The sequence below is a fragment of the Nonomuraea sp. LPB2021202275-12-8 genome (genome assembly GCF_037044575.1).
In the GTDB taxonomy this organism is placed as follows: Bacteria; Actinomycetota; Actinomycetes; order Streptosporangiales; family Streptosporangiaceae; genus Nonomuraea.
This window is the reverse complement of the sequence record NZ_JBAHWD010000047.1, coordinates 1-22,119: the sequence shown is the minus strand read 5'-3', so window position 1 is coordinate 22,119 and position 22,119 is coordinate 1. Positions and strand designations below refer to the sequence as shown.

At 69.4% G+C, this 22,119-nt stretch carries 23 protein-coding genes and 3 pseudogenes; 12 read left to right on the top strand and 14 right to left on the bottom strand.

The window, feature by feature from the left end:
- Positions 1–93: 93 nt before the first annotated feature.
- Both V5E28_RS44355 and V5E28_RS44350 read left to right on the top strand, forming a co-directional pair.
- Positions 94–762, top strand: a complete 669-nt coding sequence (locus V5E28_RS44355; RefSeq protein ID WP_336216188.1) for a GbsR/MarR family transcriptional regulator — start codon at positions 94–96, stop codon at positions 760–762.
- An 81-nt stretch (positions 763–843) separates the two neighbouring features.
- A pseudogene (locus V5E28_RS44350) lies at positions 844–1,029 on the top strand (serine hydrolase); the annotation flags it as partial.
- Positions 1,030–1,097: 68 nt separating this feature from the next.
- Here the strand turns inward: V5E28_RS44350 and V5E28_RS44345 are convergent.
- The 4 genes from V5E28_RS44345 to V5E28_RS44330 all read right to left on the bottom strand — a co-directional run bounded on the left by V5E28_RS44345 (position 1,098) and on the right by V5E28_RS44330 (position 5,455).
- The gene (locus V5E28_RS44345; protein ID WP_336216187.1) at positions 1,098–1,811 is read right to left on the bottom strand and encodes a GNAT family N-acetyltransferase; all 714 of its coding nucleotides are present in this window, start codon (positions 1,809–1,811) and stop codon (positions 1,098–1,100) included.
- 107 nt (positions 1,812–1,918) lie between these two features.
- Positions 1,919–3,070: an aromatic ring-hydroxylating oxygenase subunit alpha gene (locus V5E28_RS44340; RefSeq protein WP_336216185.1), complete on the bottom strand. Its 1,152-nt coding sequence runs from the start codon at positions 3,068–3,070 to the stop codon at positions 1,919–1,921.
- A gap of 317 nt (positions 3,071–3,387) precedes the next feature.
- Positions 3,388–4,326, bottom strand: a complete 939-nt coding sequence (locus V5E28_RS44335; RefSeq protein ID WP_336216184.1) for a cyclase family protein — start codon at positions 4,324–4,326, stop codon at positions 3,388–3,390.
- A gap of 478 nt (positions 4,327–4,804) precedes the next feature.
- Positions 4,805–5,455 carry a TetR/AcrR family transcriptional regulator gene (locus tag V5E28_RS44330; RefSeq protein WP_336216183.1) on the bottom strand — a complete coding sequence of 217 codons (651 nt, stop codon included), beginning with the start codon at positions 5,453–5,455 and terminating at the stop codon, positions 4,805–4,807.
- 260 nt (positions 5,456–5,715) lie between these two features.
- On the opposite strand from V5E28_RS44330, the gene V5E28_RS44325 reads away from it, so the two are divergent.
- Positions 5,716–6,372 (top strand): CatB-related O-acetyltransferase, encoded by a 657-nt coding sequence (locus V5E28_RS44325; protein ID WP_336216182.1) that lies wholly within the window; start codon positions 5,716–5,718, stop codon positions 6,370–6,372.
- 45 nt (positions 6,373–6,417) lie between these two features.
- Positions 6,418–7,593, top strand: a complete 1,176-nt coding sequence (locus tag V5E28_RS44320; protein ID WP_336216180.1) for a macrolide family glycosyltransferase — start codon at positions 6,418–6,420, stop codon at positions 7,591–7,593.
- 67 nt (positions 7,594–7,660) lie between these two features.
- On the opposite strand, the gene V5E28_RS44315 is transcribed toward V5E28_RS44320, so the two are convergent.
- Complete coding sequence (locus V5E28_RS44315) at positions 7,661–8,800, bottom strand: sensor histidine kinase (protein ID WP_336216179.1); 1,140 nt, start codon at positions 8,798–8,800, stop codon at positions 7,661–7,663.
- 138 nt (positions 8,801–8,938) lie between these two features.
- On the opposite strand from V5E28_RS44315, the pseudogene V5E28_RS44310 reads away from it, so the two are divergent.
- Positions 8,939–9,292 (top strand): annotated as a pseudogene (locus V5E28_RS44310) (GDSL-type esterase/lipase family protein); the annotation flags it as partial.
- A gap of 52 nt (positions 9,293–9,344) precedes the next feature.
- Here V5E28_RS44310 and V5E28_RS44305 read toward each other — a convergent pair.
- Complete coding sequence (locus V5E28_RS44305) at positions 9,345–9,857, bottom strand: superoxide dismutase family protein (protein WP_336216178.1); 513 nt, start codon at positions 9,855–9,857, stop codon at positions 9,345–9,347.
- Positions 9,858–10,170: 313 nt separating this feature from the next.
- Between V5E28_RS44305 and V5E28_RS44300 the strand changes: the two genes are divergently transcribed.
- Both V5E28_RS44300 and V5E28_RS49860 read left to right on the top strand, forming a co-directional pair.
- Positions 10,171–10,626 (top strand): hypothetical protein, encoded by a 456-nt coding sequence (locus tag V5E28_RS44300; protein ID WP_336216176.1) that lies wholly within the window; start codon positions 10,171–10,173, stop codon positions 10,624–10,626.
- Positions 10,623–10,892 (top strand): annotated as a pseudogene (locus V5E28_RS49860) (carboxymuconolactone decarboxylase family protein); the annotation flags it as partial. The gene V5E28_RS44300 and the pseudogene V5E28_RS49860, both read left to right, overlap by 4 nt.
- 134 nt (positions 10,893–11,026) lie before the next feature.
- Here the strand turns inward: V5E28_RS49860 and V5E28_RS44295 are convergent.
- Genes V5E28_RS44295 through V5E28_RS44280 form a run of 4 tightly spaced genes read right to left on the bottom strand, consistent with a single transcriptional unit; the run spans position 11,027 to position 14,197 of the window.
- Positions 11,027–11,578, bottom strand: a complete 552-nt coding sequence (locus V5E28_RS44295; RefSeq protein ID WP_336216175.1) for a YciI family protein — start codon at positions 11,576–11,578, stop codon at positions 11,027–11,029.
- Positions 11,579–11,603: 25 nt separating this feature from the next.
- Positions 11,604–12,437, bottom strand: a complete 834-nt coding sequence (locus V5E28_RS44290; RefSeq protein ID WP_336216173.1) for a MerR family transcriptional regulator — start codon at positions 12,435–12,437, stop codon at positions 11,604–11,606.
- Positions 12,438–12,449: 12 nt separating this feature from the next.
- A complete protein-coding gene (locus tag V5E28_RS44285; protein WP_336216171.1) occupies positions 12,450–13,244 on the bottom strand; it encodes an ABC transporter permease in 795 nt (264 codons plus the stop codon).
- Entirely contained in the window at positions 13,241–14,197 is a 957-nt protein-coding gene (locus V5E28_RS44280; protein ID WP_336216169.1) for an ATP-binding cassette domain-containing protein, read from the bottom strand. The genes V5E28_RS44285 and V5E28_RS44280 overlap by 4 nt, the downstream gene beginning before the upstream one ends.
- Positions 14,198–14,376: 179 nt before the next feature.
- Here V5E28_RS44280 and V5E28_RS44275 point away from each other — a divergent pair, with 179 nt between their 5' ends.
- Positions 14,377–14,877 carry a hypothetical protein gene (locus V5E28_RS44275; protein WP_336216167.1) on the top strand — a complete coding sequence of 167 codons (501 nt, stop codon included), beginning with the start codon at positions 14,377–14,379 and terminating at the stop codon, positions 14,875–14,877.
- Positions 14,878–14,958: 81 nt separating this feature from the next.
- Here the strand turns inward: V5E28_RS44275 and V5E28_RS44270 are convergent, their stop codons facing one another.
- Positions 14,959–16,347, bottom strand: coding sequence for an APC family permease (locus V5E28_RS44270; protein ID WP_336216166.1), 1,389 nt, complete (start codon positions 16,345–16,347; stop codon positions 14,959–14,961).
- Positions 16,348–16,747: 400 nt separating this feature from the next.
- Between V5E28_RS44270 and V5E28_RS44265 the strand changes: the two genes are divergently transcribed.
- Entirely contained in the window at positions 16,748–17,116 is a 369-nt protein-coding gene (locus V5E28_RS44265; RefSeq protein ID WP_336216164.1) for a hypothetical protein, read from the top strand.
- On the opposite strand, the gene V5E28_RS44260 is transcribed toward V5E28_RS44265, so the two are convergent.
- Entirely contained in the window at positions 17,035–17,367 is a 333-nt protein-coding gene (locus V5E28_RS44260) for an ArsR/SmtB family transcription factor (RefSeq protein WP_336216227.1), read from the bottom strand. The two genes, V5E28_RS44265 and V5E28_RS44260, sit on opposite strands and share 82 nt — an antisense overlap.
- Before the next feature lie 109 nt (positions 17,368–17,476).
- The gene (locus V5E28_RS44255; RefSeq protein WP_336216163.1) at positions 17,477–18,208 is read right to left on the bottom strand and encodes an SDR family NAD(P)-dependent oxidoreductase; all 732 of its coding nucleotides are present in this window, start codon (positions 18,206–18,208) and stop codon (positions 17,477–17,479) included.
- Positions 18,209–18,382: 174 nt separating this feature from the next.
- On the opposite strand from V5E28_RS44255, the gene V5E28_RS44250 reads away from it, so the two are divergent.
- From V5E28_RS44250 to V5E28_RS44240, 3 genes are all read left to right on the top strand, one after another.
- A complete protein-coding gene (locus V5E28_RS44250) occupies positions 18,383–18,601 on the top strand; it encodes a hypothetical protein (RefSeq protein WP_336216162.1) in 219 nt (72 codons plus the stop codon).
- A gap of 184 nt (positions 18,602–18,785) precedes the next feature.
- Positions 18,786–19,067, top strand: a complete 282-nt coding sequence (locus V5E28_RS44245; RefSeq protein WP_336216161.1) for a hypothetical protein — start codon at positions 18,786–18,788, stop codon at positions 19,065–19,067.
- A 72-nt stretch (positions 19,068–19,139) separates the two neighbouring features.
- The gene (locus tag V5E28_RS44240; protein WP_336216160.1) at positions 19,140–20,780 is read left to right on the top strand and encodes an HAL/PAL/TAL family ammonia-lyase; all 1,641 of its coding nucleotides are present in this window, start codon (positions 19,140–19,142) and stop codon (positions 20,778–20,780) included.
- 58 nt (positions 20,781–20,838) lie between these two features.
- Here V5E28_RS44240 and V5E28_RS44235 read toward each other — a convergent pair whose 3' ends face one another.
- Positions 20,839–21,996, bottom strand: a complete 1,158-nt coding sequence (locus V5E28_RS44235) for an alpha/beta hydrolase family protein (RefSeq protein ID WP_336216158.1) — start codon at positions 21,994–21,996, stop codon at positions 20,839–20,841.
- Positions 21,997–22,119 lie beyond the last annotated feature (123 nt).

The following is a 22,119-nucleotide window of genomic DNA, read 5'->3' as shown; positions in this document are numbered from 1 at the left end:
GGAAAACTGATGCAATGACGCTGGACCCGAATGCAATGCCGCGTTGCACTGGGTGGCGGCGAACGCAATAATGGCGTCATGCAAAGAGGAAGGTTGACCCAGCGGGACCGTCAGCGCATCGCGACCGGCCTCGCCGACGGGCTCTCCTATGCCGAGATCGCCAGGCGGCTCGACCGGCCGACCTCGACGATCAGCCGGGAGGTCGGCCGCAACGGCGGCCCCGGCGGTTACCGGCCCGAGCAGGCGCACCGGGCGACGGAGCGGCGGGCGCGGCGCGGCACCCCGGCTCCCCCGCCCGTGGCCGGGCCGCCGGACTGCAAGGCGGGCGAGGTGGAAGACGGGGCCGTCGAGATGACGGTCGGGATGGGGCTGCCGAAGATGATGGCGCGCGTGCTCATCGGCCTGTGGCTGAGTGAGGACGGCAGGCTCACCGCGGCCGAGCTGACGCGCAGGCTGAAGGTCAGCCCGGCCTCGGTCTCCATGGCCGTGGGCTACCTGATCCAGCAGGGCCTGATCAGGCGCGAGCGCGACCCGCAGCGGCCTCGCGACATCTACGTGGTCGACGACGACGCCTGGTACCACTCGATGGTGACCAGCTCGCGGCAGACGCTCGAGGCGGCGGAGGTCGCCAAGGGGGCGGCGGAGACGTTCGGGCTCGACACGCCCGTGGGGCGCCGGTTGGCCCGGGGCGGGGCGTTCCTGGAGCAGATCAGCCTGGACACGCTGGAGTCGGCCGAGCGCTGGCGACACCTCCTGTCGTGATCAGCCCAGCGCCATGCCGTCTCGCTGAAGAAGTCCATCGCGGGCCTGCCGGCCGCCGACGCCACCGGCGCCATCGTCCGGGTGGGCGGCCTGGCGGGCTCCTGGAAGGGCGTCAGCGGCGTGGCCGACGTCGCCTCCGAGCACAAGGCCTCCGAGCACATGCGCTTCCGCGTCGGCAGCGTGACCAAGATGTTCACCACGGCCGTCGTGCTCAAGCTGGTGGCCGAGGGCAAGCTCGCACTGGACGACGCCGTCCAGGACCGCCTGCCCGGCCTGCTGCCCGCCACCTACACCTCCGGAATGAGCAGGATGGTGCTGCCGGGCGGCATCGTCGCCTACGGCACGTCGGCCATCAAGGTGTCCATGTCCGCGATGTGCCAGCCGGCGCCGAGCAGCGCGGGCACAAGGGGATGCGTTCCCGGGACCGCGATCCGGGCGGTGCGCGCCTCGGTGGTGGCGAGGGCGCCGAGCACCGCGTCCGCGCAGTGCTGCGGGGTGGCCCCGCCGGCTGGGCCGATCATGACATTGTGGCCGGTCTGGCGGACAGCGGCGTAGCCTCGGTCCGTTGCGTACATGGTGACGCCCGGCAGGTCGGCGTACCAGGCAAGGGTGGCGCGCCGGTCGCCTCCGGAGGCGAGGGCGTCCAGGGCCGCGACATCCTCCGCCCGCGTGCGCCGCACCGGCGGCGTGGGGAGTCCCGCGGTCGGCCCAGTCAGGTAGAGCAGCGGGGTCCAGGGACGCAGGCCGTACCGGACGTAGAGGGCGATGGCGCGTGGGTCGGACGAGGCAAACGTCACTGTCGGCCCGTTTCCGCAGAGCAACTCCGCGGGCAGGGTCCGGCCCACCCCTGAGGACTGATGCTCGGGCAGCACGAACAGGTCACCCAGGTGGGTGACGGGACCACGTCGTAGCGTGCCACCGAAGCCGAGGGCTTCACCGGCGTCGTCCGGGGCGAAGAGGAGCGTGCCGAAAGAACGCTCGGCGTCGAGGAAGTCGGGTGTCCCGGACCATCCGGCCAGCAGGCCGAACCCTTTGGCGACTTTCCGCACGGCGGGCATGTCATCGGCTGTCGCGGCTCGGACCACTCGTCCTCCATCGGGCTTTTGCCTGACTCACTTCACTTCAGAGGGGTGGAAAACGCCATCCGCATTCGAGGTCACCCTGATGACGGCCGACCGAGCTCGTGTCGGTACGCGTCCAGGACGAGGCCGTGGAAATGATGGACCGCGTGCTCCGACAATCCGGACCCGTCGGGGGCATAAACGATCTTTCCCTGGGTGAACGCAGGGGTGCGCATCCCGCGCTGGACGCTCTCCACCAAGGCGATGTCCTCCACCTGGAGGACCTCGTCGATGTACCGGATGCTGTCCTGCTCGGTCCCGTTGGGCTCCTCGGTCTCCAGGTAGAAGTCCCAGATCTCGCGAGTCCGTTCCGGGCCGTCAGGGATGATCTGCAACACCATGAAGTTCCCGCGGCCGGGATAGCGCAGCAGGCAGGTGTTGGGCCACAGCCACCACACCGCATGCTCGGTGACCGTCGCACCTGACACGTCGTAGGCGGAGTTCTCCGTTCTCCCCGCCTGAGCCATGTGGCTGGAGTAGATCCCGTACGTGGTGACCTTGTAGGTGCTCATGTCGACCAGGGACACGAAGTCCTTGTGGGCCACGTGGCAGTGGTAGCACTCCAGGAAATTGTCGACGACGTTCTTCCAGTTGGAGGCGATGTCGTAGGTGAGCCGGCGGGCGAGGGTCAGCTTGGCCACGTCCGGCGCCCGCGCCTCGATGTCCGTCTCCAGTCCCCCGGCCTGCAAAGGCAGAGGGGCCGCCTCGGGGTCGAGGTTGACGTAGACCATGCCGCCGAACTCGGTGACCTGGATCTGGTCCAGGCACACCGTGGAGGTGTCGAAGCCCGGCATGCCGCCGGTGTTGCGCGCCCGCCTCAACTGGCCGGTCAGGTCGAAGTTCCAGGCATGGTAGGGGCACACGATGCTGCGCCGGACGCCGGAACCGGACAACAGTTCGTGCGCCCGGTGCTTGCACACGTTGTAGAACGCCCGCAGCGTGCCGGCTTCGTCCCGGACGGCGACGATCGGCATGCCGGCCACCGTGCCGGTCACATAGCTTCCGGCCTCCCGCAGCTTCTCCACATGGCAGAGCCACTGCCACGTACGAGCGAAGATCGCCCGCTGGTCGACGTCGAACCACTTCGGATCCGTGTAGGCATCGGCGTGCAATGACATCGACAGCACCGGATCCGGGTCGTATCCGGCCGAAATGTGATCGATGGCGGGGATCGATTCGGGTGTCACCGTACCTCCCATGCAGGCACCGGGACGTAGCGAGTGAGACGCACAGAGGTTTCCGGTCCAAATTGAGACTAATTTTCGCGGTCTGATTACTCAACGGCCATCGGCTCTCCTCACGCGGCCGAGCACCACCGACGTAGGCACCCGCCTCCGACGAGTCGAACAGTCCGGCCGGCAGCCATCGCTCGCTGCGACACCCCGCCTTGGGGCGCTCGTGCCGCCTGGTTCCCCGACCAGCACGGCGTGTCCTCACCGACCACGACCGTGTTCCAGGTGCGGGCTGGGTCCTTCATGGCGTCGCACCCCCTCGTGAACCGCGGTCAGAATGTGGCGATCGGGTTGACCGGGCTGCCGGACGTACCGGCGAAGCGGACCGGCGCGACTGCGAGGTGGAAGTCCCACTGGCCGAGCTCGGCAGCCGTCGTCGCGCACACCTCCAGATCGCAGTTGTCGAGCATCCACAGACCCATCGCAACGAGGCTCACGGCGTGAACCGGCATCAATATGTCTTCGTACCCCGACGGCTGAACGTCCTGGGGGGTGTCAGCGCCGATCAGCGCGACTTCCCGTTCATGCAGCCACGGCAGGCAGGACGCGTGCCAGCCGGCCTGCGTGAGACCGCTGGCCTCACCGGCCTCGTGCCGGACGCGGCCATAGCCGGTCCGCAGGAGTACCGCATCGCCGGATCGCACCCGCACACCCTGGCGACGCTCGGCCTCCTCTAGATCGTCGGGAAACACACCCTGCCCCGGCTCCAACCACGGCACATCGCGGACCCTTGCGATGTCCAGCAGGACACCACGCGTGATGATCCCGTTCGCCGCCGCCGTGACGGCCGCCCACGCCGATCCCGTTGCGGCGTCGACCAATGAGTGCGACCGCCCGTTGTACATCGTGCCGTCCCAGAAGATGTGGCACGGCGAGTCGACGTGGGTGAGGGTGTTGCCGTGGAACGTGATGCCGAGCCGCTCGGCCGAAAAGCCCCAGCGCCGGTCGTGGCGGAATGCGGGCACCGGCATGTTCTCGGCACCCGGCATGTCGGCGGCGCACGGGCACGTCGTCGTCGACCGCTCCATGTCTTCGGGTACGGCGACCTCCCATGCGCACGACACGCTCCTGCCATGGCGCACGGCCCGCGCCGCCGCCAGCCGGACGTCGTCGGTGATGTGGTTCAGAGTGCCGAGCTCGTCGTCGTCGCCCCACCGTCCCCAGTTCGACAGCGTGTTGAAGTACCCCAGCACGTCGTCCTGTGTGGGCATCGGTCGCCCTGCCGTCATCCCAGCATCGACTCCTCCGGTCACGTGGTTCGAGGCACCGCAGGCAGGATATTCCGCCTTCTCCCTTGACATGACCTCGCCGGGGCCGGAGCGACACCGCCGTGCTCGACGTCCGCCGCCATGAGCAGTTACAGGGAAAGGTCCAATGACGGTTCAAGCCGTCGGGAGCCCGCTGTCCACTCCCTCCCCCGGGACTCACCAACTGAGCAGGGCCCCAACTGATCACCTACGCGAGCACGCACGGTCACAAGCATCACTCAGCGTTACGTCGCAGCAACCCGGACGGAGGGCGGGCGTGTCGGTCGAGCTGCACCAGTGGCCCGGCACCTTTCACGGGTCACAGGCGGTCACAGCGGCAGGTCGCCGAGCTCGGCGCCACCCTGCGCCGCGCCCTGGCCGAGTGAGCTCGTCGCGGGCGACCAGGCCGGCCACGCCACAACCCGCCAGACCGGCATTCCGCTCAGGTGTCGCCGACCGGCGGGGGCCTGACGAAGGCACCGGCGGATGCGGCGAGGACGGCAGTCCTGGCCGCATGGTCGGGAAGGTCCGGGTCGGGTGGCGTGCGGAGAAGTACCAGCTGGTGGTACACCGGCGCGGTGGCGGCGACGAGCAGTCGCCGCGCGTCGGTGTGCGGCGGGAGTTCGCCGCGCTGAACGGCGCGGCTGACGATGACCTCGCAGCGGGTGTACCGGTCCTCCCAGAGCCGCCGCACGCCGCGGGCGGCTTCTTCGGAGCGGAACGAGGCGGCGATCAGGGCTGCGACGATGGGCGGCTGCGCAGTCAGGGACGCCTGGCTCTCGTGGTTCAGTGCCGCCAGGTCGCCCTGCAAGGAGCCCGTGTCCTGGGGCTGCCAGTCATCGTCACCCGCCGCTTCGAAGACGTCGGCGAGCAGGCCACCGACATCCCGCCAGCGCCGGTACACCGTTGCGCGATGCACGCCCGCCCGGGCCGCGACAGCCTCCATGGTGAGCTCGTCGTAACCGCGCTCCCCCAGCTCAGCACGGACCGCGTCGAGAACCTGCGTCCGGATGCGGCTGGTGCGGCCACCCGGGCGACGTCGGGTCGGCGGCGCCGACGGGCTGCCCTCTGACGGTGGAACCGCGGAAGTCATCGCTCGGAATCCGTTTGCTCAGCAGACAGCGTCATGACAGCATCTTAAAGTAGCAACTGTCGCGTTAGTGGAGGTATCGATGCTCTTCCGAAGCGTTCACCCCAGGGCGTGAGCGGCCCGACCAGGGAGAGATCGTCATCCAGGCCGACGGCCGCGTGGGCTGCCTCGCCCAGGACGGGCGGACGTCCGCCGCCAGGTCCCGACGTCACGCGAGGCCCGCGAGCACCTGCCATCAGCAGAAGTCCGAGAGGAAACGATTCATGAGACCCCATGTGCCCGCCGACCCGACCGTGGTGCATCCCATGCCCGGACAGCCGCGGGTGGTGCTGCTCCGGCCGCTGGTCAAGTCCCCGTTGATCGAGGTCGGGGAGTATTCCTACTACGACGACCCGGACGATCCGACCGCGTTCGAGACACGCAACGTGCTCTACCACTACGGGCCGGAGAAGCTGGTCATCGGCAGGTTCTGCGCGCTGGGCACGGGGGTGCGCTTCATCATGAACGGCGCCAACCACCGCATGGACGGCCCCTCCACCTTCCCCTTCCCCACCATGGGCGGCTCGTGGTCCGAACATTTCGACCTGCTCGCCGGCCTGCCGAACCGCGGGGACACCGTCGTCGGCAACGACGTCTGGTTCGGCTACGGCGTCACGGTGATGCCAGGCGTACGGATCGGACACGGCGCGATCATCGGTGCCGGCGCCGTGGTCACCTCGGACGTGCCCGACTACGGGATCGTCGGCGGCAATCCGGCCCGTCTCATCCGCACCCGCTACAGCGACAAGGACGTCGCCCGGCTGCTGGCAGTGGCCTGGTGGGACTGGCCGGCGGAGCACATCACCGGCCACGTGCGGACGATCATGTCGGGCAGCATCACCGACCTGGAAGCCGCCGCCCCGGACACCCGCCGCACGTGACGCGACGTCCCGTGCGCACGACTACAGCGAAACGAGTGATCTTCCATGTCCCGTCGCCGCGCCCACATCGCCATGGTCGGCATCCCCGTCGTCAGCCACATCCTGCCCAGCCTGGAGGTCATCCGCGAGCTGGTGGCACGCGGCCATCGGGTGACCTACGCCAACGACCCGGCGGTCAGCGAGCTGATCGCCGGCACCGGCGCCGAACCGGTCCCCTGTACCTCCGTGCTGCCGGTCGCCGACAACAACTGGCCCGACGACCCCGTCGCCGCGATGAGCCTCTTCCTCGCCGACGCCGTTCAGGCCCTCCCGCAGCTGCACGCCGCCTACGACCACGACCGTGCGGACCTCTATCTGTACGACATCGGCGCCTACGCCGAGCGCGCCCTCGCCGAAGCGCAGGACCGCCCCGTCCTGCAGTTGTCCCCGACCTTCGTGGCCTGGAAGAGCTACGACCAGGACGTGGCGGCACACCTTCGGCGGCTGCCCGGCGCCGACGCCTACCGGGCGAGGTTCGCACAGTGGCTCACCGGCTCCGGGGCGTCCACCACCGACGTGGACACCTTCTCCGGCCTGCCCGCACGGGCCCTCGCCCTGATCCCCCGAGCGATGCAACCGCACGCCGACCAGGTCGACACCGACAGGGTGACCTTCGTCGGCCCCTGTTACGGCCGGCGCGGGGAGGAGGACGGGTGGACACGTCCGGTCGATGCCGAGAACGTCCTTCTGATCTCCCTGGGCTCGGCGTACACCCGCCGGCCGGAGTTCTACCGTCAGTGCCTGGCGGCCTTCGGCGACCTGCCGGGCTGGCAGGTCGTCCTGCAGATAGGCAGGCACACCGACGCGCGGGAACTGGGTGACATCCCGCCCAACGTCGAAGTGCATTCCTGGGTCCCCCAGCGGGCGATCCTGGAACAGGCGGACGCCTTCGTCACCCATGCCGGTATGGGCGGTTGCGGCGAAGGGCTGCTGGCCGGTGTTCCGATGATCGCCGTTCCGCAGGCCGCCGAACAGTTCCTCAACGCCGACCGTCTCGTCGAGCTGGGCGTCGCCCGCCGCATCGACACCCCGGACGCCACGGCCGAGACCTTGCGGACCGCCCTGAGTGAACTTGTCGCCGACCCGGAGGTCGGCCGCCGCTCGACGCGGCTCCGGGCCGAGGCACGAGCCGAAGGCGGCACCAAGCGGGCCGCCGACCTGATCGAGCACATGCTGAGCTGATCTCCACCCGCCGCTGCCTCGTTCCCATCGCCTACAGCTCGTGCCGCGAGCGAGGAGACGGCGACGATCACGACAGGTCCTCGATGGGGAGTTCGGCGCGGACGGTGAAGCCGCCCTGTTGACGAGGATGGGCGTGCAGCCTGCCGCCGAGCGCGGTGACGCGTTCGCGCATGCCCGTCAGGCCGTTGCCTGGCGTGGGAGGCAGCTGCGGGGTGGCCGATCCGTCGTCGTCGACGTGGAGCGCGAGTTCGGCCGGGCCGTACGCGACATGCACCGAGGCCGACGCTGGACCGGCGTGACGGGCGACATTGGTCAGCGCCTCCTGGACGATGCGATAGGCGGCCCGGTCCACGGCGTCGGGCAGGGCCCGTCGATCCCCTGTGACCGTCAGCGTGGTGGGCAGACCCGCCGAGCGGACCCGATCGACCAGGCCGTCCAGCTGGTCCAGTCCGCTGCCCGGTGGCTCGCCCGCGGTGTCACGCAGCACCTCCAAGGTGGCGCGCAGCTCGCGCATGGCATCAGCACTGGCCTCCTGGATGGCCAGCAGCGCGGCCGGTACCTCCTCGCCGCGCTTGCGCGCGAGATGCACGGCCACCGCGGCCTGGACCTTGATGATCGAGATGCTGTGAGTGAGCGAATCGTGCAACTCCCTGGCGATCCGCAACCGCTCCTGTCCCGCCCGCCGCAGCGCGACCTCCTCCTGGGTGCGTTCGGCCTCCAGCACCCGCTGCTCGGCCTGCTCCCGGTAGGCCTGGCGGTGCTTGCTGACCGTCCCCGCGACCGCGGCGGCGAGGAACCAGCCCAGCAGCAACATCGTGCGATCGGCCAGATCCTGGACAGGTTGCTCGGCGGCGCCGGTCAGGCCGGCGGCCAGGGTGCCGATCAGGAACGCGACGCCGGCGGCCACCATGGGCAACCGGTGGCCTGCCCTGACCGTGGCATAGATCGTGATCAGTACGGGGAAGGCCGCCGGTGGCCCTGGATTCGTGCGCACCGAGTAGAACAACATGCAGACAGTGGCGATGATCATGGCCGTCACCGGAGCCCTGCGCCAGGCGACGAGCCCGAAGGAGCCGACCAGGACAGCCGCGTAGTCCAGAAGCTGCGTGTCAGGCGCAGACAGAGCGCCGGCTGTCAGAAAGACGGCGACCGCCACCGCGAGCGCCACATCCGTCGCGATCGGGTTCCACCGGGGCTCGTACCTCATCCCTGCACAGTAGGGCCCGTCCGGATTGCCCTTACACACGTCAGGGAGGAACCCTTCCTACTCCCAGCGTGGTAGTTCCACCCGATTCTGAGCCCCGCGCGGTAGCCGTAGGAGCCTCTTCAGGGTCCGCCGGACGCCGACAACCGCTACCCCGACGAGCTGGCCGAGCGCCTGGCCGCCGCCGGGCGGCCTCGCGCCGTACTGAACCAGGGCATCGGCGGAAACCGGGTGACGATCGACTCGGTGTGGCTCGGCGACAGGGCCACCTCCCGCTTCCGGCGCGACGCCCTCGGCCAACCCGGCGTGGGTACGGTGATCATCCTGGAGGGCATCAACGACATCGGCATGAGCCAGGCCCCCTCCCCTCTCGGCGCGCCACCCACCGACGTCTCGGCCCAGCAGATCAGGCAGGCCCGCGGCAAGAAGCTGCGGGTCATCGGCGCCACCCTGCCGCCGATGAAGGGATCGCGCCGGAACCTGCATCCGTACTGAGGCGGTTCTTACTCCGCCCCCTGCCGACCGCACCGCGGCCGCATCTGCGGCGTCAGCGCTGTTCGAGCACGCCGCAGGCGATGCGGCCGCCTGAGTCGCCTGTCTTGAGAGTGTCGGCGTCGGGACCGGCCTTCCCATCCGCCTGGCGATAACGGTCGGGGATATGGGCCTGGTTGTCCGGCCCGGCATGGATGACGACAGCGCTGCCATCGCTGTCGAAGAGCTGCTTCACGCGGAATCGGTCGGTGACAGCGGATGCGACGCCCTTACCGTCCTCGCTCACCAGGAGGGCGGGTAGGTCGCCGGCGTGTTGAGGGTGGGATCCGGACCCCAGGTTGAAGTGGCCGCCCGCGCTGAAGAACGGGCTCCCGGTGGATGGATCGGTGGATCTGGCATCACAGACACCCTTGGTGTGAATGTGAATGCCGTGATAGCCGGCCGGGATGTTGCTCACGTTGACGGTGACTCTGGACGTGGTGGAATTCAGTGGCTCAACGCGGAGTAGGCCGACGTTCTCTCCTTCGGCACTCTTGATGACGGCCTCGACCGCCGGTTGCTCCTGCATCCTGTCGGCCGCCCCGGTGACGGCTAGACCCGCCGTTCCCACGCCCAACGTGGCGGCTAGGGCCAGATGTACTTTCCCAGGCATGACAACCCCCCGTACCTGGTCGCCCGCTCCATGTTCCAGCGGAGGTCCAGTCGGTGTTACCCCTTGGCGCGGACCCCATTCACGATGCCCCCTAAAAGTAGTGCCATGTCGCTGAGGCGGCATTGGGAAATGGACGCGATCCAGGAGATCAACGGGCCCGGAGGCAGCGCCGTTCTCTACGACACCCACCCGCCCAGGGGCATCGTCAGGTTCGCCGGGTTCCTCACCTTTGCCGGCGGCAAGAATCCAGCGGCTTCGCCTCCGCTACGACCCCGCCGCGCTGGCTCGCTATCTGCAGCGGCAGTCACGGCCGGTGTTCGACGACCTGGCCGCCGACGGCCGTGGGCTGCCGGCCATCGCCGGCTTCTTCGAACGGCTGGTGGCGGCGCGCTGCGCGGGTGAGCACGCCACGGGCGGCCGGGACCGTCCCGAGGTCCGGCAGGTCCTGGAGGCGCACCACGACGAGCTGCGTGCGGCGATGCGCACCGCGCTGCGCACCGCGCTGCAGGCGGCGCGCGCACACGACCAGCTGCGGCCCGACGTGAATGTGGAGGCGGGCGCGCAAACGCTCGCGCTGTTGGCCTACGGCGTCAACCTGCGCTCGCGGGCCGGAGCCGAGCCGGCCGACCTACTGGCGGGCGTGCACGCCGTACTGGATGGTTTCACCCGCACCGAGGAGAGATGATGATCGATTTCCGCGTGTACGACGAGAGCGACGCCCCCGAGGCGGCGCGCCCGATGCTGGAGGCCGCCAAGAAGCGCATGGGGTTCGTGACCACGCTGAACGGGGTGATGGCCGAATCGCCCGAGCTGCTCGCCGGATACAACGCGCTGGCCGAGCAGTTCGGCAAGTCCTCGCTGCCCGGGCCGGCCAAGCACGTGGTGTGGATCACCGCCAGCGTGGAGAACGGCTGCGAGTACTGCGTGGCCGCGCACTCCACCCTCGCGCTGCGCTCGCGCGTCCCGGCATCTCTCGGGACCAGGACTGCATCATCAGCATGTCCTGATGGTGCTTCGAAGCTGCTTCACATCTCTGTCACGTCCGTTGGAACTCGCTCACCAACACCATCGGCAAGTCCTCGGGGTTATGAGGGCCGCCCGCCGAACTGCCAGTTGTGCACCTCTATGTCCGCGTACCGGTCCGTGGTGAGCATGGTGCGTGCCGTGTCCGGGTCCGGCGCCCGGACCAGCGCCGCCGTGCCCAGCCAGGTGGCGCCGTTGTCGGACAACAGCGGCCCGTAGGCGATCAGCGCGTCCCTGTCGGGCGGCACGGCGAGGTCGGCAGCCTCCCCCTCGCCGAGGCCGAGCACCAGGTACCGATTGCCACCGCTCCGGCCGCCGGGGAAATCCCACATGGTGCGCCCCAGCGTGTTGCGCCATCGTCGCAGCAGCACGTCCCGGTATGCGCCGGCCTGGTAGTTCGGCTCGTCGAAGGCGAACGCTCGGGCGGCGACGAGATCGGGGAGGTCGAGGATGTGCACGCTGCCTGTGGGGGTGTCGCCGTCGTCGGCGAGGGTCGGGCCCCGGGCGATCATCTCCTTGGCGTACTGGTCCATATAGGACCAATGCTCTTCCAGTAGCTCGTCGCGCAGCGCTACGGAGCCGGGCCGGTCACGGTGGTAACAGAAGAACTCCATGCCCATAGTATTCACCCACCCGCCGTCACCGCAGGCGCTGGGAACGCCGCACTGCGGTGTCTTCCTGCCGTGTTCCGGCCGTACCCCGTAGTGGGTCCACGCGCTCGAGCTTGGTCCAGCCGGTCCAGCCTCGCTTCTTCAGCAGGTCGATCAGTCGACGGGCCGGCGGCGCGGTGTCGAACGCCAGTGTGTCCATCAGCTTGACGAACGGCGGCTCGATGTCGGCATCGTCGACGTAGTCCTCGCCCTGCTCGTCGGCCATCTGCGTGATGTAGGCGGCCAGCTTGTCGGCCAGGTCGACCAGCCGTGGGTCGTCGTCGGTCCGGTCGAGAGCCTGGCCCAGGGTGAGATAGAAGTCGACGAGCCGCGGGTCGGCGAGCTGCTCCCGCTTGCGTGCCATCCACTCCGGGACTCGCTCGGGTGAGTGCGCGGCCAGCGGGATCCAGCCGTCGCGTTCGACCTGGACGATCCGCTCGTCGACTCCGAGCGCCCGCAGTCGGTCGAGAAACTCGACCACTTCCGGGGGCAGCACCAGGTTGTCCCCGGCGGCGAGGCGGGCGATCCGCTCGCGGTGCCGCTGCCGCTCCCGGATCTGCGCCCGCAGCCGTTTGTCGATGTCCGCGACCGCCGCGGCGAACTCCTCCTCGTCGGCCTGTAGCAGCTCTCGCACCCGCGCCAGCGGGACCCCGGCCTCGGCGAGGGTCCGGATCCTGATCAGCTCGACCACGGCGCCGGCACCGTACCTCCGGTAGCCGGAGTGGTCCCGCTCCGGCTCCGGCAGCAGCCCCTTGGCGTGATAGTGCCTCACCGCGCGCACCGTGACTCCGGCGTACGACGCCAGCTCGCCGATGGTCAGCATCGGACCAGTCTCCTAGTTCGCGGCGCGGAGCCGGTAGAGGCGCCGCGACCAGAGGTAGCCGACCAGTCCGATCACCACACACCAGCCGGCGGCCCAGATCGCGTCCGAACCATCCGGCGATCCGGCCAGCAGCCCTCGGAAGGCGTCCATGATCGGCGTGAACGGCTGGTGCTCGGCGAACCCCCGCAGCCCGGCCGGCATCGACTCGACCGGCACGAATCCGCTGCCCACGAACGGCAGCAGTATGAAGATCATCGGCCAGTTGCTCGCGGTCTCCGGGTTCGGGCTGGCCAGCCCCAGCCCCACGGTGAACCAGGTCATCGCGAACGACAGCAGCGCGAGCAGACCGACCAGGCCCAACCACTGCATCGCCGAGGCGGCGGTCTCCAGACCGAGCAGGAACGCCACCCCGAAGACCACCGCGAGCGCGAGCGCGGTCTGGATCATCGCGCCGAGCACGTGGCCGGTGAGCACCGAGACCTTGGCGATGGCCATGGTCCGGAACCGGTCGATGATCCCGTTGGTCATGTCGGTGGCGACGGAGACCGCGGTGCCGATGGATACGCTCGCCACCGTCATCATCAGGATCCCGGGAGTGATGAACGTCAGGTAGTCGCCGCGGTCCCCCGCCGGGGCTCCCGGCAGACCGGCGCCCATGGTGCCGCCGAAGACGTAGACGAACAGCAGCAGGAACAGCAGCGGCAGGCCGATCAGCATCAGCGTCTGCGATGGATACCGGGCCAGGTGCTTCAGGTTGCGACGCAGCATGGTCGCCGAGTCGCGGACGGCGTACGCAGCGGTGCTCATACCGCCACCTCCTCGGGAGACTCGTCGGTGGTGGGCTGGCCGGTGAGGGCCAGGAACACGTCATCCAGATCCGGAGTGCGCACGGCGAGCCCGGTGACCGCGTCGTCGTCGATCCCGTCGAGCAGCCGTCGCAGCGTGGTGAGGCTGCCGTCGTGCGGCAGGGTCACGGTGAGTGCCCGGGGGTTCGGGCTCGCTTCGGGCAACCGGCGCGCCAGCTCGGCCACCCGCTCGCTGTCGGCGACCTGGAACTCGATGTGACCGCCGGGGACCAGCCGCTTCAGCTCGGCCGCGGTGCCCTCGGCGACCAGCCGGCCCCCGTCGAGCACACCGATCCGGTCGGCGAGCTGGTCGGCCTCCTCGAGGTACTGGGTGGTGAGGAAGACGGTGACCCCGTCGGCCACCAGCTCCCGCACGATCCCCCACAGGTCACGGCGGCTGCGCGGGTCGAGGCCGGTGGTCGGCTCGTCGAGAAAGATCAGCCGCGGCCCGGCCACCAGGGTCATCGCCAGGTCCAGCCGCCGCTTCATGCCTCCGGAGTACGTCGCCGCGCGCCGGTCGGCGGCATCGACCAGGTCGAACCGCTCCAGCAGTCGCTCGCCCACGGTCTCCGCGCGGCACCGGTCGAGGTGGCCGAGGTCGGCCATCAGCCGCAGATTCTCCCGCCCGGTCAGCAACTCGTCCACGGCGGAGAACTGTCCGGTCACTCCGATCGACGCGCGCACCCGGTCGGCCTCGCGGCGTACGTCGTGCCCGGCGACCCGCGCCTCACCGGCGTCCGCGGGGAGCAACGTGGACAGGATCCGGACCGTGGTGGTCTTGCCGGCCCCGTTGGGCCCGAGCAGGGCGTAGACAGTGCCTTCGGGGACGGTCAGGTCGACTCCGGCGACTACCTCATGATCGCCGTACGACTTGCGCAGTCCGGCGACCTCGATCGCAGTGGTTCTCGTGGTCATGCCACCATGCTGAGAGGTTGCCCCTGCGTCAGGGTCAACCGTCGCGGCGCCGCGACTTGGCTACCTCACCCAGCAGGTCCTGACCTGGGGGTTGATATCGTCTATATTGCCCTCCCACGCACGAAGCGGTCAGGAAAGCGTCCAAGAAACTGTCGCCGGAGACGAAATGGGGCGGGGCCATGAAGGCTCTACTGAACTCGTTGACCGAGGCCGAGATGGGCCTGGTGCGAGAGACCGACAAGGAAAAGCTGGCAACGCTCGACGAGGATGGGCTGGTCGAGTTGCACACGCGGGTCCGCCGGGCCCGCAACAAGTACGTCAAGCTCTACCGCCGCGAGGCCGGCGCCAGAGTCGAGGAGTTCGGTGGGCGCGGCCACGCACGGCCGAAGAACCGCCGCAACGCCCAGAAGGCCGAGGTGTTCGAAGACACCCTGGCCCGGGTCAGCCGCCACCTTGCGGCGGCCGCACGGCGTAGCGCCAAGGAACTCAAGGCTGGACGGCTGGCCGCCGCACGCCAGGAATCCCCCATCCCGCCACCCAGGTCGGCCGGCGATGCGGCGGCCCGCCCCCTGACGAGCCAACGGACCGATCGCCGCCCGGATTCTGCGGCCCTGCGGCGCCGCCAGGCCAAGACACTGGCCAGTGGGGCGCGCCGGCAAGCCAAACGCGACAGTTCCTGACCACGTCGAAGCGGAGCCTCGCCGCCAGATCGCGTTCTGGCGGCCGGGCCACGAGTTTCCCCTGGTCAGGTACGACGCCGGTCAAGCTTTCCGCTTGCCGGACAGCGAGGTCAGCCCCCAGAGGATCAGGCCCATCGCCAGCAGAACTCCCGCGATCTGGTACTGGCCGACCGGACGCCCCGAGGACCACGGCAGGACCAGGTAGAGGCAGGTGATCGTGCCCGCCACGGGGAGGACGCGGCCCGCGTTGAAGTGCGCCACCCCCGTCTCGTCCTTGCGCAGGACGAGCACGGCCACATTGACGATCGCGAAGACCGCGAGCAGGAGCAGCGACGTCGTCCCGCCCAGCAACGCGACGACCGGGCTGTCGGGGATCAGCGAGATGACCGTGATGAGTGCGACGGCGATTGCGGTGGTGAACAGGATCGCCGCCTCCGGCGTGCGCCGGGAGGGGTGCACCTTCGACAGGAACGGCGGCAGCACACCCCGCTTGCCCATCCCGTAGAGGAGCCGGCTGGCCATCAGCATGTTGATCAGTGCGGAGTTCGCGACGGCGAACATCGAGATGAACGGCAACAGGTCGGCGATCGGAACGCCGGGGGTCGCGGTCTGCACCACCGTCACCAGGGGCGTCTCGCTGTCGGCGAGCCGCCCGACGGGGACCACGGCAACGGCGCAGATGGACACGAGCACGTAGATCAGCCCGGTGATCCCGAGTCCGGTGAACAACATCCGAGGGAAGATCCGTGACGGATCCTTGGTCTCCTCTGCCATGTTGACCGAATCCTCGAACCCGACCATGGCGAAGAAGGCCAGCGACGTCGCAGCGCTGATCGCCAGGAACACGCTCTTGTCTGCGGAGGTCTCGAAGGCGACGACGCGGGAGAAGTCCGCCTGTCCACCGAGGATGAAGGTCAGGCTGAGCACGATGACAAGGAGCAGCCCCGACAGCTCGATCGCGGTGAGCACGACGTTGGCCTTGACACTCTCGCCGACGCCGCGGAGGTTGACGGCCAGCACCAGGAGCATGAAGCCCACGGCGATCATGAGGATGACGCCGTTCCCGACGTCCAGGCCGAGTCCGGTGGCCAGGTTCGCGGCGAAGGCCCGCGACGCCGCCGACGCCGAGGTGATGCCCGAGCACATCACGGCGAAGCACACCAGGAAGGTCAGGACATGCTTGCCGAAGGCCTTGTGCACGTACAGGGCGGCTCCTGCGGCTTCCGGATATTTCGTGACCAGTTCCAGGTAGGAGCAGGCCGTGATCAGCGCGACCACGAACGCGATGGTGAAGGGGAGCCAGGCGGCGCCGCCCACCTCGCCGGCGACCTCGCCTGTCAGCGCGTAGATGCCGGTTCCGAGGATGTCGCCGATGATGAACAGCAGCAACAGGCCTGGGCCCATCACCCGCTTCAGACTGGGCTGGTCGCCGCCGGCTTCGGTAGGGCCGGGAGGACTGGTCTGAGTCATGGGCCTCGTCCTTGTCGTGCATGAGCCATGAGGCTGCATGGGAAGGCGTCACGGGCCGGCTCGGGAACCGGTGGAGATCGATCGCGGCGCAGAGACATGATCGCGGGCCGGTCTCAGTGGGCTTCCCAACGTGTCTGTCCAATAAACCGTACAGTCCCGGAGGCATCGATCACAGGGATCGAGGTCGGGCGGCACCACACTTCCGCGGAGCGGACCACGACCGGCCAGAGGAGGCCGTCGATCTCCGACACCGCGCTCGACATGGCCACCGTGAACGCGTCCCATGGGTTGCGATCGCACCACTGCCATGAGCTTCTGGGCCGGTAGTGGCCCTGTCGCTGGCCGCCTCCGCGCGTTTCCCTCAGAAGGAACAGTCCAAGCGACTCTCCTGGGGCGAAGAATGGAACTTTCCCGACTGCTGACCCGCCTCCTGCTGGTCATGGGCACGGCAGCCGCCATGACCATGACCACAGGGTCGGCGGCGCGCGCCGACACCCGCACGTCCGTCATCCCGTACATCCGCGTGGATTGCGAGAGCTGGACCCGGTTGAAGATCAGGTGCAAGGCGACCGTCATCGCCGGCTATTTGCCGTTCACCTACCGCTGGTCCATCGACGACACCCACTACCCCATCTACGACAATCTCACCAGCGTGAACTTCGCCTGCTCGCCCAGCAACCCGAAGACCTACTGGGCCGCCGTCACCGACGGGCTCGGCAACGTCGAGGAGCGCTCCGACACCGCCAGATGCCTCACCACCACCCCGTGAGCCCGCTCGTCACCGGACACTCCGCCTTCGCCGGGCAGGGAGGAGACAACCGGTACGCGGAAACGGCGGTGGCGAGCCGGGACGGCATCGCGGTAAGGGGTCCTGGATGGTTCGCCCGATGAGGGGCCCCGAGAGCAGTCGTCGTGTGCAGGACGTCGCGCCCGGATCGCTCGTGCAACCAGTCCGCTCTCGCGCAGGACGCCGAGGTGCTGTGACACCGCGCTGGGCGTGACGCCGAGCGCACGAGCCAGGTCCGTCGTCGTTGCGGGAGACCGCAGCGCCTCGAGCAGTTCGGCTCGTGCCCGGCCGAGCAGCCGGACCGCGCTGCCGCCGAAGCTGAGAGTGGCGCGGTACGTGCGTTCAGTCGACGACGGCGCCTCCGGTGATGTTGACCTCGGTGGCGGTCATCGTCGCGGCACGGTCGGAGGCGACGAAGGCGGCGACGTTGGCGACGTCTTCGAGTCGCGGCCGGCGGTGGAGCAGGGTTACGTTCGCCTCCGGGTCATCGTCGGGCGGGTTGGACGGATCGGGCGAGCCGGGAGAGAGCAGCCAGCAGACCCGGATGCCGTGCGGGCCGAGTTCGCTGGCGAGCTGGCGGCACAGGCCGGCGAGGGCGGACCAGGCCGTGTGGGAGCCGCCGAGGCGGGGGATGGCTTCCCGGCCGCCGCCCATGGCCAGGATCACGCCGGTGCGGCGGCCGATCATGTGGCGGGCGACGGCGGTGGCCAGGGTCAGGTGGGTGGTGACTGCCTTGGTGACGGGGCGCAGCACGTCGTCGTCGGCCATGTCGACCAGCGGTGTGCCGTGCAGGTCGTCGTTGGACGTGGCGTTGAAGGCGATGTCGATGCCCGCAGAGCGCTGGGCGACGGTATCGGCGTGCTGCTCGACCGCGGCTCGGTCGGTCGCATCGAGTGGGGCGACCTCGACGCGCCCCCCGGTTCGGGAGATGGCGTTGGCCAGTTCCTCCAGAGGTTCGCGAGTGCGTCCGGTCAGGTGGACCGTGGCGCCTTCGCCGGCAAAGACGCGGGCGACCGCGGAGCCGATCGCTCCGGCGCCGCCGTAGACGATGGCGGTCTTGTTCTCTAGCAGCATGACGGTCCCTTCGGCACGTATGGGCTGTGATCGATGCGGGAAGGTGGCTGATGGTCGCACAGGTGCTGGTCGCATGGTTCCGGTCAAACCCGATGCCTTCGCGTACCCGGTGCGACCGCGAGCGAACCCGAAGCTCATCGGTTCGGCCCCGCCTCTGTTGTGACGCACATTCGGATGTCCCCGAGTACCCGATGGGGATCGTCTGAACACGTCCGCGGCTTCGCCGCGATGATGACCGGCCGCAACGGTCACCTACTCGACGACTGGATCGCCACGATCGCAGCAGGAAGCTCACCCCGCCCCGGCAGGTACACCATCCTCGAGCACCTCGACCAGACCGAGTCTGAACTTGCCGGCCACGTGAAGGCCTACGTCAAGGCAGTCGCGGGCTGAAAGGTCATCCTTCGTCACCGAACAGAGCGACCTCCGTCGGATCAGAAGTCGATCGGCTTTCGAAAGCGGACGTACTCGTTCCGCCGCCGGAACCCTACGCTCTCGTAGAGGTTGTAGGACCCGGATTCGCCGCACCGGTGGACAGCCGGGCGGTCTCCGCTTCGAGCAGATCCTGGCCGACGACATGGGCAGCGACTCGCGGTGGGGCCGCAGGCTGCCCGCGGCGCTGGCCGGGGCCGGGCTCACCGGCGTGCGCATGATCTCCACTCAGGTGATGGCCGGGGACGGCGGGCCCGGCGACGACTTCTGGCGGGTGACCCTGGCTCAGACGGCGCCGCAGTTCCTCCGGCGTGGCCTGGCCACCGCCGCCGAGCTCGAGGAACTGGTGCGGCTGTTCGACGACCCCGCCTTCCTGGACATCTCCTTCGCCGTGACCTCGGCCTGGGGCCGGCGTGCCCCGGCGTAAGGAACCGGCACCGACGAAAGAGGCGACCCTTTGGCGTCCATCTCATCCCCGACCTCACCGCCGTCCCCAACCTTGGCCACGGCCGCGCCTGGGCCAGGTGCTGTCCGGCTGCTCCTCGACGGCCATCACCTGACCCTTGAGCAGGCGCGCCAGGCCGCGACCGAGCCCCGCGCCCGCACGTACGGGCTGACCGACGAGGCTCGCGCCGCGATGGCACGCTCCTGCAAGGTCAAGGACCATCTGCTGGCCAGCGGCGCGGCCGTGTACGGCGTGACCACCGGCTTCGGCGACAGCAGCGGACGCCAGATCGCCTCGCGCAAAGCCGCAGACCTGCAACGCAACCTGCTGCGCTTCCTAAGGGTCGGAACCGGGCCGCAGGCGCCCGATGACGTCGTACGGGCCACCCTGCTGATTCGCGCCAACAGCCTGGCCCGCGGCGTGTCCGGGATCGGTGAGGAACCGGTCCGCCTGCTGCTCGCCCTGCTGGAGAGCGACCTGTTGCCGGTGATCCCGGAGCGGGGCTCGGTCGGCGCCAGCGGCGATCTGGCGCCTCTGGCCTACATCGCCGCGACGCTGCTCGGCGAGGGCCATCTCAGGGCCGGCGGCCAGGTGTCGCCCGCGGCACGCGCGCTGCTCGAACACGGTCTGCGGCCCGTCGAACTGCAGGCCAAAGAGGCCCTCGCGCTGGTGAACGGGACCTCGTTCATGACCGCCTACGCCGCCCTGGCCTTCGCTGAAGCCGCCGAACTGGCCTGGGCGGCCGAGCTGTGCACCGCCCTGACCGCCCAGGTCCGCCACAGCCCGGCCGGGCCGTTCGCACCGTTCCCGCACCGGCACAAGCCCCATCCGGGGCAGATCGACAGCGCGGCGGGCATCGCCCGGCTGCTGCACGGCTCCCCCTCCGTCGGGGCTGACCAGGTGGGGACGCCCGAGGCCGCCCACGGCTACGCCGAACTCGGCCTGCGCGTGCAGGACCCCTACTCCGTACGCTGCGCGCCCCACGTCATCGGGGTGCTGCGCGACACCCTCGCCTGGACCCGGCAGTGGCTCACCATCGAGATCAACTCCGCCAACGACAACCCGCTGTTCGACCCCGACTCCTGCCACGAGTCCGGTCACGGCGTGGTGCACTACAGCGGCAACTTCTACGGCGGCCACGTCGCGCACGCCGTCCAGGCGATCACCAGCGCGGCCGCCAGCGTCGCAGATCTGATCGACCGCCAGCTCCAGCTCGTCGTCGACGAGAAGTACAACTGTGGCCTGCCCGCCAACCTCATGCCCCCGGTCGCCGCCGACCATCCGGCCGCGGGACTGCACCACGGCTTCAAAGGAGCCCAGATCGCCGCCTCCGCACTTACCGCGGAAGCACTCCACCTGACCATGCCCGCCGGGTCGTTCTCCCGATCCACCGAAGCCCACAACCAGGACAAGGTCAGCATGGCCACGATCGCGGCCCGGCACGCCCGCACCGCCGTGCAACTGGCGACCGACGTCGCCGCCATCCACCTGCTCGCCCTGGCACAGGCCGCCGACCTGCGCGGTCCCGAACATCTCAGCTCCGCCACCCGAGCCTGCCACGCCCTGCTGCGCGACAGCAGCCCGCCGCTGAACGGCGACCGCCCCCTGGACACCGACATCAGCGCCGTCGCCTGCCTGATCCGCACCGGCACACTCCGCCGCGCCACCGCCCCCACCAGCCCGCCAGTGCCCTGAGTCGTCGCGCCGGGTCCTGGTCACATGCGTTCCTCGCCGGTTGTCTCCGATGACGGCCTCAGGATTTGCCACACGTCGCGGGGCAGAACGTGACCTCGGGGTAGCGTGATGACGGCTTGTCCAGGAGGGGCTGCCGCTGCGACTTCAGGTGCTGGTCGAGGAAGGCCGCCACGTACGTGCGGGTGAGCTCGGCGGAGCGCGCCGCGGGCAGAACGCCGGAGGGGGGCGTGATACCGAGGGCGCCGGCCATCAGCGGGCCGTCGGTGAAGGACTGGTGTTCCGCGCCCGACAGCACGAGCCATCGCTTCCACCCGGTCAGCAGCTTCCAGTCGCGGTCCCACGAATTGTCGCGGCCGCCGGGGACATGCTCTTGCGAACCCAGGAACATGAACGGCCGGGAGAACCCACTCTTGGGGATCCGGGCGTAGGTGGTGCCGTCCATGTCGACTCCGGCGCGTACCCGGGAGTCCTTCAGCATGGCTGCCACGGCGCCGGCCCCGCCGATCGACTGGCCCACCATCGCGATCCGGGTGCGGTCGATCAGGCTGGACCGGTCCCAGGTGGAGGTCAGCTGGTCGAGGACGAAGGAGACGTCGGCCGCCCGGCCCTGGGCCACCCCCGTGCCGAAGCCCGGGTCGGTGTCGCTGTCACAGGCGAGGCATTCGGCGACCCGCCCGTCGGGGAAGGTCGTGGCGTAGCTCTCGTAGGTGTGGTCGATCCCGGCCACGACGTACCCTCGGCTGGCCAGGTCCTCGGCCAGGGACGTGAGCGTGCTCATCGGCTTGGTGAAGCCGGGAGAGACCACCACAAGCGGAAGCTTCCGCCCCGCCGGGTCGGCGTCCTTGACGGCGTTGGTTCGCGTCTTGCTCAGCGTGTCGAACGGCACGCTCGCGATCCTCAGGCCCTTCAGGGTGAGCTCCGACTCCTTCGGCGTCATGTATGGTGCCCGCTGCCCGTCTCGCTGCTTGGTCGGATACCACAGGGTGACCTTGAGCTCCCTGGCGTCGACGTCGAGGTCCCAGGGATCGGGGCGGGAGGCGTCCTTCAGGTACAGGGCGGTGGTGCCGACCGGATGGGCACCGGTGGGAGCGGGCAGGGTGGCGGGGCCGGTCGGCGTGGCTGACGGGTTGGCAGCGGACCGGGGCGGCGCGGGCGCGGAGCAGGCGGACGCGGCGAGGACGACCAGTCCCGCGGCGACTGCCAGGATCTGTCTCATCGAAAGGTCCCTTCACTTGTGCAGCAAGGTCAGGGCCTTGGCCAGGGCGGGATCGCGCCCTGCGGCCGCGTCCTTCGGCGTCAGGGGCGCGTGGTGGTCGGGTGGCACGCCGATCCGGTCGAT

Coding starts and splice junctions, on each gene's coding strand:
- V5E28_RS44235 (WP_336216158.1), bottom strand. CDS start 21,996: ATGAGACAGATCCTGGCAGTCGCCGCGGGACTGGTCGTCCTCGCCGCG.
- V5E28_RS44270 (WP_336216166.1), bottom strand. CDS start 16,347: ATGACTCAGACCAGTCCTCCCGGCCCTACCGAAGCCGGCGGCGACCAG.
- V5E28_RS44255 (WP_336216163.1), bottom strand. CDS start 18,208: ATGCTGCTAGAGAACAAGACCGCCATCGTCTACGGCGGCGCCGGAGCG.
- V5E28_RS44290 (WP_336216173.1), bottom strand. CDS start 12,437: ATGCTGACCATCGGCGAGCTGGCGTCGTACGCCGGAGTCACGGTGCGC.
- V5E28_RS44280 (WP_336216169.1), bottom strand. CDS start 14,197: ATGACCACGAGAACCACTGCGATCGAGGTCGCCGGACTGCGCAAGTCG.
- V5E28_RS44245 (WP_336216161.1), top strand. CDS start 18,786: ATGGGCAGCGACTCGCGGTGGGGCCGCAGGCTGCCCGCGGCGCTGGCC.
- V5E28_RS44330 (WP_336216183.1), bottom strand. CDS start 5,455: ATGACTTCCGCGGTTCCACCGTCAGAGGGCAGCCCGTCGGCGCCGCCG.
- V5E28_RS44315 (WP_336216179.1), bottom strand. CDS start 8,800: ATGAGGTACGAGCCCCGGTGGAACCCGATCGCGACGGATGTGGCGCTC.
- V5E28_RS44320 (WP_336216180.1), top strand. CDS start 6,418: ATGTCCCGTCGCCGCGCCCACATCGCCATGGTCGGCATCCCCGTCGTC.
- V5E28_RS44250 (WP_336216162.1), top strand. CDS start 18,383: ATGTCCCCGAGTACCCGATGGGGATCGTCTGAACACGTCCGCGGCTTC.
- V5E28_RS44265 (WP_336216164.1), top strand. CDS start 16,748: ATGGAACTTTCCCGACTGCTGACCCGCCTCCTGCTGGTCATGGGCACG.
- V5E28_RS44325 (WP_336216182.1), top strand. CDS start 5,716: ATGAGACCCCATGTGCCCGCCGACCCGACCGTGGTGCATCCCATGCCC.
- V5E28_RS44335 (WP_336216184.1), bottom strand. CDS start 4,326: ATGCCCACACAGGACGACGTGCTGGGGTACTTCAACACGCTGTCGAAC.
- V5E28_RS44275 (WP_336216167.1), top strand. CDS start 14,377: ATGAAGGCTCTACTGAACTCGTTGACCGAGGCCGAGATGGGCCTGGTG.
- V5E28_RS44305 (WP_336216178.1), bottom strand. CDS start 9,857: ATGCAGGAGCAACCGGCGGTCGAGGCCGTCATCAAGAGTGCCGAAGGA.
- V5E28_RS44295 (WP_336216175.1), bottom strand. CDS start 11,578: ATGGAGTTCTTCTGTTACCACCGTGACCGGCCCGGCTCCGTAGCGCTG.
- V5E28_RS44285 (WP_336216171.1), bottom strand. CDS start 13,244: ATGAGCACCGCTGCGTACGCCGTCCGCGACTCGGCGACCATGCTGCGT.